The organism is Flavobacterium sp. WC2509 (assembly GCF_052683105.1).
Map to the genome: position 1 here is coordinate 24323 of NZ_JBQZFG010000001.1, position 16969 is coordinate 41291.

Here is a 16969-nt window from a genome sequence, read left to right on the forward strand (position 1 = left end):
TTTTTAACTTAATCGGATATCAGAAACCGAAGCTCCTGTTGGAATCATTGGGAATACATTGTTTTCTTTTTCTACCATAACTTCAAGGAAATAAGAATCTTTGGAAGCTAACATTTCAGCTACTGCTTCGTCTAATTCTTCTCTTTTAGTTACTTTTCTAGATTTGATATAATATCCTTCTGCAATAGCGCAAAAGTTTGGATTTATCATTACTGTAGAAGCATATCTATAGTCAAAAAACAATTCTTGCCATTGGCGAACCATACCAAGAAATTCATTATTTAACACAACAATCTTCACTGGAACTTTCGTTTGATGAATTGTACCTAATTCTTGGATATTCATTTGAAAACCTCCGTCTCCAATAATCGCTACAACTTCACGATCTGGTCTACCCATTTTAGCTCCAATAGCAGCTGGTAAAGCAAATCCCATTGTTCCTAAACCTCCAGAAGTAACATTACTTTTGGTTGTATTGAATTTAGCATAACGGCAAGCAAACATTTGATGTTGTCCTACATCCGAAACCATAATTGCATCCCCTTTCGAGTGTTTGTTAATCATTTCGATAGTTTCTCCCATCGAAATTCCTTTACCATTAGTTGGAGCTAACTCTTCGTCTATAACAGCTTCTAACTCAATTTTATATTTTTCTTTGAATTCATTGTGCCAAGAATCGTGTGATTTTTTGTCAATTAATGGAATCAAAGCAGTCAATGCTTCTTTAACATCAGCTAAAACAGCAACTTCTGTTTTTACGTTTTTATCGACTTCAGCTGGGTCAATTTCAATATGAATTACTTTAGCTTGTTTAGCATAAGTAGCTAAATTTCCAGTAACACGGTCATCAAAACGCATCCCTAATGCAATTAAAACATCACATTCATTAGTCAAAACATTCGGACCATAATTACCGTGCATCCCCACCATACCTACATTTAGAGGATGGTCTGTTGGCAAAGCTGAAAGTCCTAAAATAGTCCAAGCTGCTGGAATTCCTGATTTCTCAACCAATCTTTTCAACTGTTCTTCAGCTTGACTTAAAATAACACCTTGACCGAAAATGATAAATGGTTTTTTGGCATTATTAATTATATCAGCAGCTTCTTCAACTTTTTTAAGATTCAAAACTGGTTTTGGATGATAACTTCTAATAGAAGTACATTTTTCATAACTAAACTCGAATTCATCGAATTGAGCATTTTTTGTAATATCAATCAAAACTGGGCCTGGACGACCTGATCTCGCGATATAAAAAGCTTTAGCAATAATTTCTGGAATTTCGTGAGCTTCAGTAATTTGATAATTCCATTTTGTTACTGGAGTTGAAATTCCAATAATATCTGTTTCCTGAAAAGCATCAGAACCTAATAAGTGCTTTCCAACCTGACCTGTAATACACACTAACGGTGTAGAGTCGATTTGAGCATCAGCAATACCTGTTACTAAATTGGTTGCACCTGGTCCAGAAGTAGCAATCGCTACCCCTACTTTACCTGTAGCTCTTGCAAAACCTTGCGCAGCATGAGCCGCACCTTGTTCGTGACGCACCAAAACATGGTGCAATTGATCTTGAAATTTATATAATTCATCGTAAACCGGCATGATTGCTCCACCTGGATAACCATAAACCAAATCTACACCTTCTGCCAATAAACATCTGATAACGGCTTCTGCCCCTGATATTTTCATGTATTTTATCTTTTTTATCTATAAATCTTTTTGTTTCAGACTTAAAGATTGTTAGTTTTTATTAAATTATTTGTCGGTAACACATCCCTCAGAGGCACTGGAGACCGAACGCATATATTTAAGTAAAACTCCTTGTTTGATTGGTGATACTGGCTGTTTCCAATTGGCTTTACGTTTTACCAATTCTTCATTAGAAATTTTCATATCGATAGTATTTTTCACAGCATCAATTGTAATAACATCACCGTTTTCGATTAATGCAATTCCACCACCCTCATACGCTTCTGGAGTAACATGCCCGACGACAAAACCGTGTGAACCTCCAGAGAAACGTCCGTCAGTAATTAAAGCAACTGAATTTCCTAAACCAGCTCCCATAATAGCAGATGTTGGTTTTAACATTTCAGACATTCCAGGACCACCTTTTGGACCACAGTAACGAATAATTACTACGTTTCCAGGTTTCACTTCTCCTGCTTGTATTCCTCTGATTACATCTTTTTCACCTTCAAAAACTACAGCTGTACCTTCAAAAAATTCTCCTTCTTTACCACTAATTTTAGCAACACAACCTTCTGTAGCTAGATTTCCATAAAGAATTTGAATATTTCCAGTAGCTTTTAATGCTTTTTGAATTTCATGAATAACTTCTTGACCATCATGCAAATCAGGAACTGAAGCTAAATTCTCTGCAATTGTTTTCCCTGTTACAGTTAAACAATCCCCGTGCAAGAAACCTTCTTTTAATAAATATTTCATTACCGCAGGAACACCACCAACATTGTGTAAATCTTCCATTAAGTATTTACCACTTGGTTTCAAGTCGGCTAATAATGGTGTTTTATCACTAATATCTTGAAAATCTTTTAATGTCAATTCAATACCTACAGAGTGAGCCATTGCAATTAAGTGCATAACCGCATTTGTAGAACCTCCTAAAACAGCTACTATCGTAATTGCATTTTCGAATGCTTTACGAGTCATAATGTCTCTAGGTTTTATATCTTTTTCTAATAATATTCTGATTGCTTTACCAGCATCAACACATTCTTGTTTCTTTTCTGGACTCAAAGCTGGATTAGAAGAACTGTAAGGCAAACTCATTCCTAATGCTTCAATTGCTGATGACATAGTGTTAGCTGTGTACATTCCACCACAAGCACCTGCACCTGGACAAGCATTTTGAATTACTCCTTTGAAATCTTCAGGTGTAATTGTGTTCTTGATTTTTTTACCTAAAGCTTCAAAAGCAGAAACAATATTCAAATCTTCACCTTTCCATTTTCCTGGGTGAATAGATCCTCCGTAAACCATAATAGATGGGCGATTTACTCTACCCATAGCCATTAAGGCACCTGGCATATTTTTATCACAACCTGGTACAGCAATCAAACCGTCATACCATTGTGCTCCCATAACTGTTTCAATAGAATCTGCAATTACATCACGAGAAACCAAAGAAAAACGCATTCCATCATTTCCGTTTGAAATACCATCACTTACACCAATAGTATTAAAAATCAAACCGACTAAATCAGCATCCCAGACTCCTGTCTTAATATCTTTAGCCAGGTCGTTTAAGTGCATGTTACAAGGATTTCCATCATAACCCATACTTACAATTCCTACCTGCGCTTTTTTAAGATCTTCTTCTGTCAAACCAATTCCGTAGAACATAGCCTGAGAAGCTGGTTGTGTTTCATCTTGCGTGATTGTCTTGCTGTATTTATTTAATTCCATTCTATTTTTATTTGTGTATTTTATTTTTATTTAAAAAAAAACCTCCCAAATTATGGGAGGTTTTAAATATATTTTCACTTATATCTATACCAATCCCTTTTCATATGTGATTACCACAATGACACTTAAAACTAAAAGGACGTTGATAATGTGTTTCATTTTCTTTTTTTTGACTTTGCAAAAGTATAAAAAAAATCACAACAAAAAAAAATTATATCAACAAACTAATAATATTTAGTGATTTAATGCAATGTTTTGTGACTTTAACTAATTAAACGATAGTTGACTGCCCAATTTGAACATTATCGTTTTTAAAATACAAATCATCTTTACTTAATATAACATTTGAAATAAAATCTCCAACATCATTAGTCCCAAATCTTGAACCTGGGTTCAAATCAATAGTAACTACTTTATATTCAATTGCTTTCTCTACAGCTTCATATACTTTTTTAGCTTCTTTATGTAATCCAAAATGTTCTAACAACATAGCTGCCGATAAAATTGAAGCAATAGGATTAGCAATATTCTTCTTTTTTGCTTGTGGATAAGAGCCATGAATTGGCTCAAAAAGTGCTTTATTTTCTCCTACTGAGGCAGACGCCATCAATCCTATAGACCCCATAATTGCACAAGCTTCATCTGATAATATGTCACCAAACAGATTCTCTGTTAAGATTACATCATACTGTTTTGGGTCTGTAATAATTTGCATAGCAACATTATCAATGTATTGGCATTCTAATTTTACATCTGGATATTGTTTCGCAATCTCTTTAACTAATTTTCTCCACAATCTAGACGTTTCCAACACATTAGCCTTATCAACCAACGTTACTTTTTTTCTTCTGCCTTGGGCCGCTTTAAAAGCCTGATGCGTTATACGATTAATTTCAGTTTCTGAATATTCACATATATCTGAAGCAAAAGTTCCTTCATCGTTTGTGACTTTATCGCCATAATACGATCCACCAGTTAACTCTCTATAAATTACAAAATCTACATTTTCGATTACTTCTTTTTTTATAGGAGAAGCATCCAGAAGATTTTTAAATGGTTTTATTGGTCTAATATTTGCAAAAAGACCTAGTTCTTGTCTTAGTCTTAATAATCCTTGCTCTGGACGGATTTTAGATTCCGGATTGTTATCATATTTAGGATTTCCAATAGCACCAAACAACACAGCATCCGTATTTAAACAAAGATTAAGTGTCTGTTCTGGCAAAGGATTCCCCGTTTTTTCGATAGCAACAGCTCCTATAAATGCATCCTCAAAAATAAATTCATGATCATAAGCAACACTAATAGCATACAACGCTTTTTTAGCTTGTAAGATAACTTCTGGACCTACACCATCACCTGAAAGTACTGCTATTTTTAAGTTCATTTTATTTATTTTTTAGAAGTAATATTTCTATTAAAAATTGTCAACATATATTCTGCTAGCTTCTATAATTTGATGAATATCACTATCCAAAACTTCTTTTTTGATATCGGCAAATTTTAAAAACTCAACATATACAATATCTAATTGTGTTTTGGTAAGCTCGTAACCTACTTTTTTAGCTCTATAAGCCAAAGCAGCTCTACCGCTTCTTGCAGTAAGAATAATAGACGACTCATTGACCCCAACATCTAAAGGATCCATGATTTCATAAGTAGCTCTATTTTTGATTACACCATCTTGGTGAATTCCAGAACTATGAGCAAAAGCATTAGCACCAACTATTGCTTTATTTGGCTGCACAATCATTCCCATACTATCAGAAACCAATCGACTCATTTCGTTCAATTGTTTACTATCAATATCGGTATATAAATTTAAATAAGGATGTTGTTTAAAAATCATAACCACTTCTTCAAGGGCAGTATTTCCAGCTCTTTCCCCTATACCATTAATAGTACATTCAATTTGACGAGCACCATTTACAGCTCCAGCAATTGAATTCGCAGTAGCCATACCTAAATCATTATGACAATGACAAGAAATAGTAACGTTTTCAATTCCTTTTACATTTTCTTTAAGGTATTTTATTTTTGCACCATATTCTTCTGGCAAACAATATCCAGTAGTATCCGGAATATTAAGAACAGTAGCACCTGATTTTATTACTTCTTCACAAACTTTAGCCAAGAATGCATTATCTGTTCTACCTGCATCTTCTGCGTAAAACTCTACATCTTCAACATATTTTTTAGCGTGTGCAACAGCATGTTTAGCTCTTGCAATTATATCTTCTGGTGTAGTTTGTAATTTATGAATAATATGTGAATCCGAAGTCCCTATTCCTGTATGTATTCTAGGTCTAACCGCATGCTTCAAAGCTTGTGCTGCTACATCAATATCATTTTCTACAGCTCTGGTAAGCCCACAAACAGTTGCGTTTTTTACAATTTTACATATTTCAGAAACAGATAAAAAATCACCTGGACTAGAAACAGGAAAACCAGCTTCAATGATGTCTACTCCCATTTCGTCAAGGCGATTGGCTATAACGAGTTTTTGATTGGTGTCTAATTTACATCCTGGGACCTGCTCTCCGTCTCTTAAAGTGGTATCAAAAATTTGAACTTTCTCTCTATTCATTTTAATTTATTTAATGTAATTTCACATCTTGAAACAAATATACTTTTCATTTACTCAAAACTAAACCTACTTTTGAGTAAATATACTATTTATAACGTAAAAAATAACAAATCAATGTGCTGAAAAACAGCAAGTTAAACACTTTTATAATACAATGGCTAACCATCAAAAAGATTTTTTATTTGTATTAATAAAATCCCTTTCCAAATCTGAAAAAAGGCAATTTAAAATTTTTGCGAGCCGTTTAGAGACCAGTTCAAATACAAAATTTATCGAATTATTTAATATTTTGGATAAATCAGAAGTATATGATGAGAAACTGATACTTAAGAACGGTTTGATTAAAAAAGTACAATTGTCTAATTTAAAATCTTATCTATACAAACAAATACTAGTAAGCATTCGTTTGAATATTCCTAGTCAGAATATCAGGTATCAACTGCGCGAACAAATTGACTTCGCAGCCATACTATATAATAAAGGTCTTTACAAACAAAGTCTTAAAATATTAGACAAAACAAAGCAACAAGCCATAGAAAACGATGAAAAATATATGGCATTTGAAATCGTTGAATTCGAAAAACTAATTGAATCACAATACATTACCAGAAGTATTCAAGGACGTGCCGATGAATTAGTTATTCAGGCCAAAGAACTGAACTACCGCAATACCATTTCAAGTAAATTATCTAATTTATCGCTTCAATTGTATGGTATAATGCTTAAAACAGGTTATGTAAAAAGCGATGAAGAATACAAATATATTGATGATTATTTCGTAAAACACATTGCGCGTTTAGATCAATCTAAATTTGGTTTTAGAGAAAAATATTGGTTCTATAATGCCAATCTTTGGAGAAGCTTTTTAGTACAAGATTTTCTTTCCTGTTATAAATTTGCGGCTAAATGGGTCACTTTATTTTATGACAATAAGAATATGATTTTCCTAAACCCTGTTTTTTTCCTAAAAGGAAATCATTACTTATTGGAATCTCTATTCATGTTGAAATACAAAACCAATTTTAAAAAATATTTAAACCTTTTAGAAGAAACCATCAGCGATCCAAGATTCCCTGTAAATGACAATATTGCTTCTCTATCATTTCTATACATTTATAATAATAAATTAAACTATCATATACTAGAAGGCACTTTTGCTGAAAGCGAATATCTCATTCCTGAGATTTTAAACAAAATAAAAGTTCATAGTGAGCACTTGGATGAACACCACGAAATGATGTTCTATTACAAAATTGCCAGTATTTATTTTGGAAATGAAAAGTACCAAGAATGTATCGTTTATTTGGAAAAAATCATCAATAACAAAAATCTTTATGTTCGTGAGGATTTGGCTTGTTTTGCCCGTTTATTGTGTTTAATTGCGCATTATGAATCAGGCAAAGATTTTAATTTAGAAAGTCAGCTATTGAGTACTTATAAATTTTTAATCAAAATGAATGACTTACATGAGGTGCAAAAAGAGATTATTCGTTTTCTAAAAAACTTGAGCAACTTATATCCGAGCGATATTAAGAAAGAGTTTATCAAAATGAGAGAGCGATTTATTGAATTAGAAAAAAACACCTATGAGAAAAGAGCTTTTTTATATTTAGATATTATTTCATGGCTTGAAAGTAAAATTGAGAATAAAAAAATAAGTGATATTATCAAAGAAAAAGCAAAATTGATAAATCGATAATCACAAGAAAACTCTTAATTTTAAACAAAAATGACTCCAAAATAGCTTGGGGTCATTTTTGTTTATGTACAATTAAATAATCAAATTATAGCATAAACATCATTTCGCCCCTCTTTTTTGTATTTTTGCCCAAAAATAAAATTACTCTATGAACCTACTAAAAAAGTTTTCTCCTTTTTACAACCTAGCACTTTTCTATATCATCGTAAGTTTTGTTCTTCGAATTGTGTTGATGTTTCATCCTATAACACAAACTTCTTTTGTTTTTATTGATAGCTTAAAAATCTTTACTATAGGTATTGTTTCAGATCTATTTGTATTTGTTATAGCAACAGGATTCTTGTGGTTATATCTTATTTTTATATCAAACTCTAAATACTACAAGCCATACGGTTACATAATTTTCGTTTTTTTTGTTGCATTGTTCCTTTATATTGCATCTGGAAAAACGATTCTAAATGAATATGGTGGAGCTTTACCAAAAATCGGTTTGATTTTCGTCGGACTCAAAACACTTTTGTTCGGACTTTTACTTTTTCTTCCAAAACATAGAGACAAAATCAGATTTTGGCTATTCACTTTTGTGATGTTTTTATATGTTGTACTTATCCTTCAAAATGGAATTAGCGAGTATTTTTTCTGGAATGAATTTGGAGTTAAATACAACTTTATAGCTGTAAATTATTTAGTTTACACTAATGAAGTAATTGGGAACATCATGGAATCTTACCCTGTAATTCCGTTATTTTCAGCATTGTTTTTAATTGCTGGTACTGTGACTTATTTTATTGTAAAAAGAACAAGAAATTATATTGATACCATTCCAACATTTCCTGAGAAATTGAAGATATCTGCAATTTATCTTGCATTGTTTGCTATCGCTTTATACGCTGTTCCTTCATTAGCTAAAAAAGAAAACTCTCAAAATGTTTTCACCAATGAACTGCAGGCTAATGGAATGTACCGTTTCTATTTGGCTTTCATGAACAGTGAATTAGATTATTTTAAATTTTACAAGACTTTACCCGAAAATGAAGCATTTGCTTTACTAGGAAAACAAATTCCATCAATTTCTGGAGTTTCAACTTTAAGACAAATTAAAAGCGACAGTACTGAAATAACTAAAAACGTTGTTTTAATTACCATTGAAAGCTACAGTGCCGATTTTATGAAAATGTATGGTAATGACCAAAAGATCACTCCATTTTTGGACGATTTGGCTCAAAAGAGTTTATTGTTTACTAATTTATATGCTGTTGGAAATAGAACCGTTCGTGGACTTGAAGCAGTAACCTTATGCTTTCCTCCTACTGCTGGAGAAAGTGTGGTAAAACGAGAAGACAATAAAAACAAATTTTCTACAGCGTCTGTTTTTAAACAAAAAGAGTACAATGTAAAATTCCTTTACGGAGGTGATGCCTTTTTTGACAATATGGAAGACTTTTTTACAGGAAATGGATATGATATTATCGATAAAAAAACATTCGCACCCGAAGAAATTACTTTTGCTAATATTTGGGGAGTTTGCGACGAAGATATGGCTAATAAAGCCATAAAAACGATGAATACCGAAGCCAAAACTGGTAAACCGTTCTTTAATCACTGGATGACTGTGAGCAATCACCGTCCATTTACCTACCCAAATGATAAAATTGATATTCCAGGCGATTCTAAATCTCGTGAAGGCGGTGTAAAATATACCGATTATGCTTTGAGAAAATTCTTTGCTATGGCAAGCAAACAACCGTGGTTCAAAAATACAGTTTTTGTAATTCTTGCCGATCACTGTGCTTCAAGTGCAGGTAAAACAGAACTTCCTGTTGATAAATACAGAATTCCAGCCATGATTTACAGCCCAGGATTTATTCAGCCCAAAAAATATACGAATGTAATGTCACAAATCGATGTAATGCCAACGCTTTTTGGTTTGTTACACTTCAATTACCAAAGTAAATTTTACGGACAAGATGTTTTAAAATCAGATTATAAACCAAGAGCATTAATAGCTACTTATCAGGATTTGGGATTGATTAAAGACAATGTGTTGACAATACTTTCTCCAAAACAAGCCGTAAAACAATTTCAATTGAATTTAAAACCAGATCAAAAAACGGCTCCAGATTTTCAAATCTATTACGATCAGGTTCCTTTGAAATCCGAAAGAACAGACCTTGTTAACGAAGCTATATCATATTATCAAACAGCATCAGATATTTTGAAGAAAAAGAAATACCAACAAGTAAAATAAATTAAGTTCTAATTTCTTAAATACAAAAAAGCCTGTAAATATTCAATTTACAGGCTTTTCTATTTACTTTCAAACAGTTAATTAAAAATCATTCTCACTCTCCAAACCAAAAAGTTTTCCAGTTTTCCAAAGTTTTAAATCATTCTTTAAATTCTTTTTATTGCGGTTAGTCATTTCTTTTGAATCTAATTCTTCAAGATTTGGTTTTCCTGCATTAACCCAAGCTGTGTACCAAAAATTGGCTGTAGAAACAATGGCTTTACGAATTTGTTTTTCCACTAAACCATTCAAAGCGGTATGAAATTGAGTCACATATTCTTTAGAATAAATCATATCATTAAACTTATTCTTAGCAATATTCCCTTTTTCATCTTTATCAAATATATTCCCAGGCACAAAGCTATCACGCAACTTTTTATCAACTTGCAAAAGAACTGCTACTTGACTATGTGAATCCTTTACCATATCCCAAGTCGCTTTTTCAACATTATCAATGTACTTGGCTTCTCCTGTATAATAATTATAGTTCTTACCAAACAATTCCGGAATACGGGATTCAAACATAGAATGTATTCCTTTTTGATTCGTAAGTTGCCCATCATGATTCGCAGATGTATGCAAAGGCATGTTTGCATCGCCAATATAATGAGCCAAATCTGCTGCTAAAAACAAAATTTCAGTCTTTCTTTTGTCTTTCATTGCTTTCGTTAACTTGGTCATTACTTCCTGAATATACCAAGGCAAGATACCGTTATCATTCAAAAACTTCTCCGTATATTTTTTCTTAGCATCTTCAAATGGAAGCGGAATAGAATCTACCGCTCCAAAATTCTCTACGTCCATATAATGACGTGGTCCTTCAGCTTTATCACGCAATGTATATTTTCGCAAATCTGGAACCGTGGCTTCTTGAGTTATAAAATCAATATGATTATAAAAAAATGTTTGCATTGGTTTTGGCAAAGCCATTACAGCCGAATTATTAATATGCTCGTGACCAAAAATACCCCAAGACAAAGTAATAAAAGCAATACCAATTGCAGAGAAAGTAAGTACTGATTGTTTCAATTTAAAGTTTTTCATTATATCTATTTTATCGAAGTACAAAAGTATTTTTTTTAAACATAATTCAAGCATTTTGTGTTTAATATTATGTTAACTCAAAGAAAATAAATCTAAAACTGTCATTGATAATAATTTGGGCGTGACCCTTCGTAAAAAACTCAGGGTCGGGCTTTCCGTTCCCGCTTTTTTCTTTTCAAATGCCACGGGTTTAAACCCGTGGCATTTGAAAAGAAAAAGAGTTCCACTTCAATCCCTCACGCAAAAAAGCGTAATCAAAACTATATCTGGAAATAACTAATTATGAAGAAAATAAAAGTAATCAATAGCTAAATCACAATTCTAATCTGTTATTTAAAAATACAATATCGCCAATAAAGTACCTAAAGCAATACTTATCCAAAGCAAAACACCTTGTAATAACGGCAATAATCCTACCGATTTCAAAACAGAACGGTTAAGCCCCGCCCCTATCAAAAATAAAGTAACTGTTAGTCCTGTTTTTGCAATTGATACAAAATGCGGAGCAATATTCGCAACAGGAGAAAAATAAGTATTACAAATCATTGCCAAAATAAACAATCCAATAAAGTATGGTATTTTTAATTTACTTGCTTTATTTTTAAAAACGACTGCAGTAATTAAAGCCACAGGAATAATCCACAAAGCTCTGGCTAATTTAACCGTTGTAGCAACCTGCAAAGCCTCAGCTCCATATCTATTAGCAGCTCCCACTACAGAACTCGTATCGTGAATCGCAATAGCACACCACATACCAAAATCATTTTGAGACATATTCAATAAATGTCCAACGGAAGGAAATACAAACAAAGCAATTGAATTCAATATAAAAATCACTCCCAAAGCCACCGAAGTTTGCTTTTCATCCGATTGTATTACTGGAGCAATTGCAGCAATAGCACTTCCTCCGCAAATAGCCGTTCCGCAAGAAATGAGATGAGATGTTTTCTTCTGAATTTTGAACCATTTTCCCAACAAAGTTCCCAAAGCAATAGTTGCTATAATGGAACCAATTGTAAAAAAGAAACCTTCCTTACCTGCAGCAACAGCACTATTCACATTCATACCAAATCCCAATCCTACAACAGAAACCTGCAATAACACGGTAGTTGCTCTATGATTTAAATGCAAAAAAGGATGTCCTGAAAGGTTTGCAACAATCAATCCCAATAGTAAGGCTATCGGAGGAGAAATGATAGGAAATAAACAAAGAAGCAACAGCAAAACAAAAATAATTTGTTGCACTGTAGTATTGATTCTAAAAAAAATTGGAGCATTCACACTATGCGTTTTCATTTCTTTATCATTTTTAACACTACAAAGGTCGCTTGAAAACGCCAGAAAGGCTAATCGTTAAAAATAATCTACTATAACTTTAAGTTATAATAACTCGAAATGTTTTTTATGAATAATTCAGTAAGCGAATCTGATTTTCCTTGTAGAGTAATGATGTAAAAATAACGCTCAATTGTCAAATTATCAACATCAATTATTTGCAATTCTTTATTTTTCAATTCTTTAGAGATCGCATGAATTGACATAAAAGCCACACAATCCGAATTTAACAAATACGATTTAATACTTTCGGTACTACCTAACTGCATTTCAACCTGTAAATCATCAATTTTAATATGAAAAGGTTTCAAGGCATATTCAATAACTTCAAGTGTTCCTGAACCTTGTTCACGCACAACAAATCGCAAAGACTTAAAATCAGCTGGAGCAATTTCTTTTTTGTGAACTAAAGGATGATTCACATTACAAACCAAAACCAACTCATCTCTAATAAATTGCGTGTATTTTATCGATTGATTTTTAGATTGCCCTTCCACAATTCCAATTTCAATTTCTTTGTTCAGCAGAGCATTTTCAATTTGTTCTGTGTTTCCATTTAGCAAATTCACTTTAACAGATTCCAATTTTTGATGAAATCGTGCCAACAACGGCGGAATAATGTATTGAGAAATCGTAGTACTGGCACCCAATCGTAACAAACCTTTTCGCTCATTGATAAATGTACTCATATCAAAGTCAATTTCCCTGTAAATTTCAAAGATACTCTTGGTATGTTTCAACAGCATTTCTCCCGCATTCGTGAGCGCTATTTTCGAGCCGTTTCTTTCAAAAAGCTTGATTTTGTATTCTTCTTCCAATTCTTGGATATGCTTGGAAATAGCGGGTTGCGTAATGAATAATTCAGAAGCAGCTTTGGTAAAGCTCAGTCGTGTTGCAACAGTAAAAAATACTTTTAGTCTAAAATCCATACTCGTATTTTTTCTATATTAATAACTACAACATCCCATTATATTTCCTAACAAACCATTCCGTAGAAAGAAAAACAGCAATCAAAACCAACAGCCATTTCCAGTCTATCAAAGGAGATTTGGTTACAACATCTTTCTGAACCGCTTTATATTCCTCATTATCCAACAATGTTTTAATCAATGCATCAATTTGATTCGGATAAAAAGCTTTCCCTTTAGTTTGTGAGGCTAATTGTTTTAATTTTTGAACATCTGGATTTACAAATTGCTTTTCAATATCAAAATCCAGAATTTCAAAATGACTGGAATAAGATGTTTTGGAATTCAATTCTTTTACAGAGAAATTATAACTTCCAGCCAAAAGTCCATCAAGATTTACTTTATAGGTATTGTTTCCTTTTAAAAGATCGAAGTTTTTAGTTTGCTTTGTTTTTACGTTGGTCACAGCAATTGTCAAATTTGCTTTTTCATCAAAATCATAGTTTTTATTGAAATATTGAGCATTAATTTCGATAGCTTCACCAGAGTTATAAAAGCTCTCGTGATTGACTACCAATGCTTTTTTAGCATTATTAGAAGCTAAATATTGTATAATCTTATTGATAAAAACGTCATATTTTTCAAAGGACTGATTATCAATATGACTTTGCAAACTCCATTTCCAACTGTTTTCACCAAATAAATAAGCCGTTCTTCTTCCTTGATTCTCCGTAAAAGACAGCAAAGGAGCTTTGGCATCTATATTTCTAATTTTGGCAGAAAGCAACACATTGACTTCACCATTAGTCGTAATTGTTCCGAAACTATTCTCCAAAGGAGGAAAATTTTCGAATCCTAGATTATCCACCGCAAATAGATTGAACTGAGATTCAAAACGAGCCAAATAATCTTCTTCCTGACCGCTCATTTTAAAAACAAAATTGTTTTGCTGTTGGTTTAAAAATGTAAAATCGGTACTCGTTCCAGTTATAATAAACGTGTTTAAATTGGCTTTTTTATTAGCTTCAAAAACTGACTTAAAAACAGAAGTTGGCTGATACAAAATAAGTACATTATAATCCTGTAAAGATTTAATTTCGTTTGGTTTAACTAATATTACTTTATGTTGTAAATTAGACTCAATTGCTCTTTTGAAAACAGCAATATCAGGATGATTAGTTGCTGAAATAATAGCAACAGTTGTTTTTTGATCAATAACTTCAACCGCAAAATTTTTGATATTATTGAACGTGTTTTTTTCACTTTCCTTAGAATCAATTTTTGCTTTATACACCTGTAATCCTACTTTGTTTGCAGGCAAAAGCACATTTACTGTCGCTGTTTTTTTAGAAGCCGAAAACGAAACAGTCTCTTTACTTAGGACCTCATTTCCTTGAGTTATACTAAAATTAGCAGTTATGCTTTTATTCCCTGAATATTGCAAAAATACTTCTACTGGGAATTTATTTTTTAGGAACGCATATCTGTTTACATTCAGCTGATTGATTTTTAAATCCAAAACCTTGGTAGTATCTCCCAAAACCAAAGGATAGACTTTATTATTTTCATTAAAGCTATAAACATAATCATTGCCCGAAGTTTGATTTCCATCGGTAATAATCACTGTTGGATAAAATGCATTTTTATAAATACTCTTCAAATTTTTGGCAACCAAATCCAAATTCGTTTGAGTCCCATCAAAAGTAAGGCTATCTGATTGTCTAAAATCGGAATCAAAAAAATAGGATTGCACTTCAAATTTATCTTGAATAGCATTATTGGAAGCTAATTTTTGAGATAATTCTAAAGCTTTTTCTTTTGTATTCAAAAAAGAAATAGAACTGGAATTATCAACCACAATAGGTAATGGTGTTTTTACAATTTCTAACTTACTTGTTGTGATAATTGGATTTATCAGAAGTAATAGAATTAAAAAAACACTTGAAAAACGCAAAAAAGTCAAAAACAAACCGACTTTTGATTTGTTTTTGACTTTGTATAAATATTGAAAAAACGACAGACCACCCGCTATTAACAAAGAAAGTATAAGTAATAGAATCGTGTTTGTTGTCATTTTTTAGATTAAAAGATTTAAATATTTAAGAATTGAAAAATTAACTAATTAATTATATTTTTTAATCTCTAAATTTTTCAATCATTAAATTACTATGTTAGCATTCCACCACAAACATTCAATACTTGCCCAGTAATATAAGCACTCATATCAGAGGCCAAGAACAAACAAGCATTAGCAACGTCTTCTGTAGAACCTCCGCGTTTCAAAGGAATTCCTTCTCTCCATCCTTTTACAACATCTTCACTCAATTTTGCAGTCATTTCAGTTTCAATAAAACCTGGAGCAATTGCGTTGCAACGAATATTACGTGAACCTAACTCCAATGCTACTGATTTAGTAAAACCAATTGCACCAGCTTTAGAAGCAGCATAATTGGTTTGACCAGCGTTACCAGAAACACCAACCACAGAACTAATATTGATAATTGAACCTGCACGTTGTTTTAAAAATGTCTTTTGAATCGCTTTAGTCATATTAAAAACTGACTTCAAGTTAACATCGATAACCTGGTCAAAATCAGCTTCTGACATCCTCATTAATAAATTATCTTTAGTAATTCCAGCGTTGTTAATCAAGATATCTACTGTTCCAAATTCTGCCAAAACAGCATCAACAAAAGTTTGCGCTTCATTAAAATCGGCTGCATTAGACTTGTATCCTTTTGCTTTTATTCCCAAAGCATTCAATTCGTTTTCTAAAGCCTCTGCAGACTCTACAGATGAACTATAAGTAAAGGCAACATTCGCTCCGTTTTTTGCAAAAACTTCAGCAATTCCTCTTCCAATTCCACGACTTGCACCAGTAATAATGGCCACTTTTCCTTCTAGTAATTTCATGTTCTAAAATTAGTTTATTTTTTATTAGGAGCTATTCCCGCTATTCGTTGCAATCTTTTGTGTCTGAAAAAAACACAAAAGGATTTCCACTACTATCGGGGCTAGTTTACAAAGTTCAAATATATAATAAAAATGCGGAATGAAAAAAATTACAATTTCAATTCTGCCGTTTTTGCAATAGACCCCTTTTAAAAACTTGAACAGAAAGATTTGGCTTTTTAAGACACCTTTGTTACGCTATTTGCTACAATTTCTCAAGGAAATGTGAGAATCCCTATTATTATCGACTTAACACCTTGTTATTTAACACAACAGCGAAAAACAACAGAAAATTAATTAGATAATTTTCAAAAAATCGTAAATTGTTGCCATAACTTCAAAATAACAACTCAATGAGAAAAGTATTTTTATCCTTAGCTTGTATTATTGGCTTTCTTGCAAATGCTCAGACTTCAAAAGAATTACTTGGAAAATGGCAACTGGTTAAATGGACCAAAAACGGCAAAGAAAAAAGCATTCAAAAAACTTTCAAAACAGATCAAGTTTTCCAATTATTTCTAGAAAATGGTGAATTTCAAAGTCTTGTCGGTAGTGAAATCCATAAAAGCAAATGGAAACTATCCAAAGACAATTCAAATTTGACAATAACTTCGACGCTTATTCTTCCCGTAAAATTTCACATCGACTTTTTTGACAGTGAAAAAAGAATAATGACTTCGGATGAAGTAGGAACTTTTGAATACAAGAAAGTTGCAAACTAAATT

12 protein-coding genes are annotated in these 16969 nt (G+C 32.3%); 3 read left to right on the top strand and 9 right to left on the bottom strand.

Annotated features, from left to right (window positions below; translation table 11 throughout):
• Positions 1-3: 3 nt before the first annotated feature.
• The 4 genes from ilvB to ACUN3A_RS00135 all read right to left on the bottom strand — a co-directional run bounded on the left by ilvB (position 4) and on the right by ACUN3A_RS00135 (position 6019).
• Positions 4-1692 (bottom strand): biosynthetic-type acetolactate synthase large subunit, encoded by a 1689-nt coding sequence (gene ilvB / locus ACUN3A_RS00120; RefSeq protein WP_445549313.1) that lies wholly within the window; start codon positions 1690-1692, stop codon positions 4-6.
• A 66-nt stretch (positions 1693-1758) separates the two neighbouring features.
• Positions 1759-3432 carry a dihydroxy-acid dehydratase gene (gene ilvD / locus ACUN3A_RS00125; protein WP_445549314.1) on the bottom strand — a complete coding sequence of 558 codons (1674 nt, stop codon included), beginning with the start codon at positions 3430-3432 and terminating at the stop codon, positions 1759-1761.
• A gap of 271 nt (positions 3433-3703) precedes the next feature.
• Complete coding sequence (leuB, locus tag ACUN3A_RS00130) at positions 3704-4819, bottom strand: 3-isopropylmalate dehydrogenase (RefSeq protein ID WP_445549315.1); 1116 nt, start codon at positions 4817-4819, stop codon at positions 3704-3706.
• A gap of 30 nt (positions 4820-4849) precedes the next feature.
• Positions 4850-6019, bottom strand: coding sequence for a 2-isopropylmalate synthase (locus tag ACUN3A_RS00135; RefSeq protein ID WP_445549316.1), 1170 nt, complete (start codon positions 6017-6019; stop codon positions 4850-4852).
• A 154-nt stretch (positions 6020-6173) separates the two neighbouring features.
• Between ACUN3A_RS00135 and ACUN3A_RS00140 the strand changes: the two genes are divergently transcribed.
• Positions 6174-7718: a hypothetical protein gene (locus ACUN3A_RS00140; RefSeq protein WP_445549317.1), complete on the top strand. Its 1545-nt coding sequence runs from the start codon at positions 6174-6176 to the stop codon at positions 7716-7718.
• Positions 7719-7866: 148 nt separating this feature from the next.
• Positions 7867-9966, top strand: coding sequence for an LTA synthase family protein (locus ACUN3A_RS00145; RefSeq protein WP_445549318.1), 2100 nt, complete (start codon positions 7867-7869; stop codon positions 9964-9966).
• An 81-nt stretch (positions 9967-10047) separates the two neighbouring features.
• Here the strand turns inward: ACUN3A_RS00145 and ACUN3A_RS00150 are convergent, their stop codons facing one another.
• The 5 genes from ACUN3A_RS00150 to fabG all read right to left on the bottom strand — a co-directional run bounded on the left by ACUN3A_RS00150 (position 10048) and on the right by fabG (position 16205).
• The gene (locus ACUN3A_RS00150; RefSeq protein ID WP_445549319.1) at positions 10048-11049 is read right to left on the bottom strand and encodes a zinc dependent phospholipase C family protein; all 1002 of its coding nucleotides are present in this window, start codon (positions 11047-11049) and stop codon (positions 10048-10050) included.
• Positions 11050-11382: 333 nt separating this feature from the next.
• A complete protein-coding gene (locus ACUN3A_RS00155; RefSeq protein ID WP_445549320.1) occupies positions 11383-12345 on the bottom strand; it encodes a YeiH family protein in 963 nt (320 codons plus the stop codon).
• Between the two features lie 71 nt (positions 12346-12416).
• Positions 12417-13313 carry a LysR family transcriptional regulator gene (locus ACUN3A_RS00160; protein ID WP_445549321.1) on the bottom strand — a complete coding sequence of 299 codons (897 nt, stop codon included), beginning with the start codon at positions 13311-13313 and terminating at the stop codon, positions 12417-12419.
• Between the two features lie 25 nt (positions 13314-13338).
• The gene (locus ACUN3A_RS00165) at positions 13339-15366 is read right to left on the bottom strand and encodes a hypothetical protein (protein WP_445549322.1); all 2028 of its coding nucleotides are present in this window, start codon (positions 15364-15366) and stop codon (positions 13339-13341) included.
• 92 nt (positions 15367-15458) lie between these two features.
• The gene (gene fabG / locus ACUN3A_RS00170; RefSeq protein ID WP_445549323.1) at positions 15459-16205 is read right to left on the bottom strand and encodes a 3-oxoacyl-[acyl-carrier-protein] reductase; all 747 of its coding nucleotides are present in this window, start codon (positions 16203-16205) and stop codon (positions 15459-15461) included.
• Between the two features lie 392 nt (positions 16206-16597).
• Here fabG and ACUN3A_RS00175 point away from each other — a divergent pair, with 392 nt between their 5' ends.
• Positions 16598-16966 carry a hypothetical protein gene (locus tag ACUN3A_RS00175; RefSeq protein ID WP_445549324.1) on the top strand — a complete coding sequence of 123 codons (369 nt, stop codon included), beginning with the start codon at positions 16598-16600 and terminating at the stop codon, positions 16964-16966.
• The last annotated feature ends 3 nt before the right edge of the window (positions 16967-16969 follow it).

What these genes read in the sequence shown, in the direction of transcription:
- ilvB (WP_445549313.1), bottom strand. Translation starts at nt 1,692, where the DNA reads ATGAAAATATCAGGGGCAGAAGCCGTTATCAGATGTTTATTGGCAGAA.
- ilvD (WP_445549314.1), bottom strand. Translation starts at nt 3,432, where the DNA reads ATGGAATTAAATAAATACAGCAAGACAATCACGCAAGATGAAACACAA.
- leuB (WP_445549315.1), bottom strand. Translation starts at nt 4,819, where the DNA reads ATGAACTTAAAAATAGCAGTACTTTCAGGTGATGGTGTAGGTCCAGAA.
- ACUN3A_RS00135 (WP_445549316.1), bottom strand. Translation starts at nt 6,019, where the DNA reads ATGAATAGAGAGAAAGTTCAAATTTTTGATACCACTTTAAGAGACGGA.
- ACUN3A_RS00140 (WP_445549317.1), top strand. Translation starts at nt 6,174, where the DNA reads ATGGCTAACCATCAAAAAGATTTTTTATTTGTATTAATAAAATCCCTT.
- ACUN3A_RS00145 (WP_445549318.1), top strand. Translation starts at nt 7,867, where the DNA reads ATGAACCTACTAAAAAAGTTTTCTCCTTTTTACAACCTAGCACTTTTC.
- ACUN3A_RS00150 (WP_445549319.1), bottom strand. Translation starts at nt 11,049, where the DNA reads ATGAAAAACTTTAAATTGAAACAATCAGTACTTACTTTCTCTGCAATT.
- ACUN3A_RS00155 (WP_445549320.1), bottom strand. Translation starts at nt 12,345, where the DNA reads ATGAAAACGCATAGTGTGAATGCTCCAATTTTTTTTAGAATCAATACT.
- ACUN3A_RS00160 (WP_445549321.1), bottom strand. Translation starts at nt 13,313, where the DNA reads ATGGATTTTAGACTAAAAGTATTTTTTACTGTTGCAACACGACTGAGC.
- ACUN3A_RS00165 (WP_445549322.1), bottom strand. Translation starts at nt 15,366, where the DNA reads ATGACAACAAACACGATTCTATTACTTATACTTTCTTTGTTAATAGCG.
- fabG (WP_445549323.1), bottom strand. Translation starts at nt 16,205, where the DNA reads ATGAAATTACTAGAAGGAAAAGTGGCCATTATTACTGGTGCAAGTCGT.
- ACUN3A_RS00175 (WP_445549324.1), top strand. Translation starts at nt 16,598, where the DNA reads ATGAGAAAAGTATTTTTATCCTTAGCTTGTATTATTGGCTTTCTTGCA.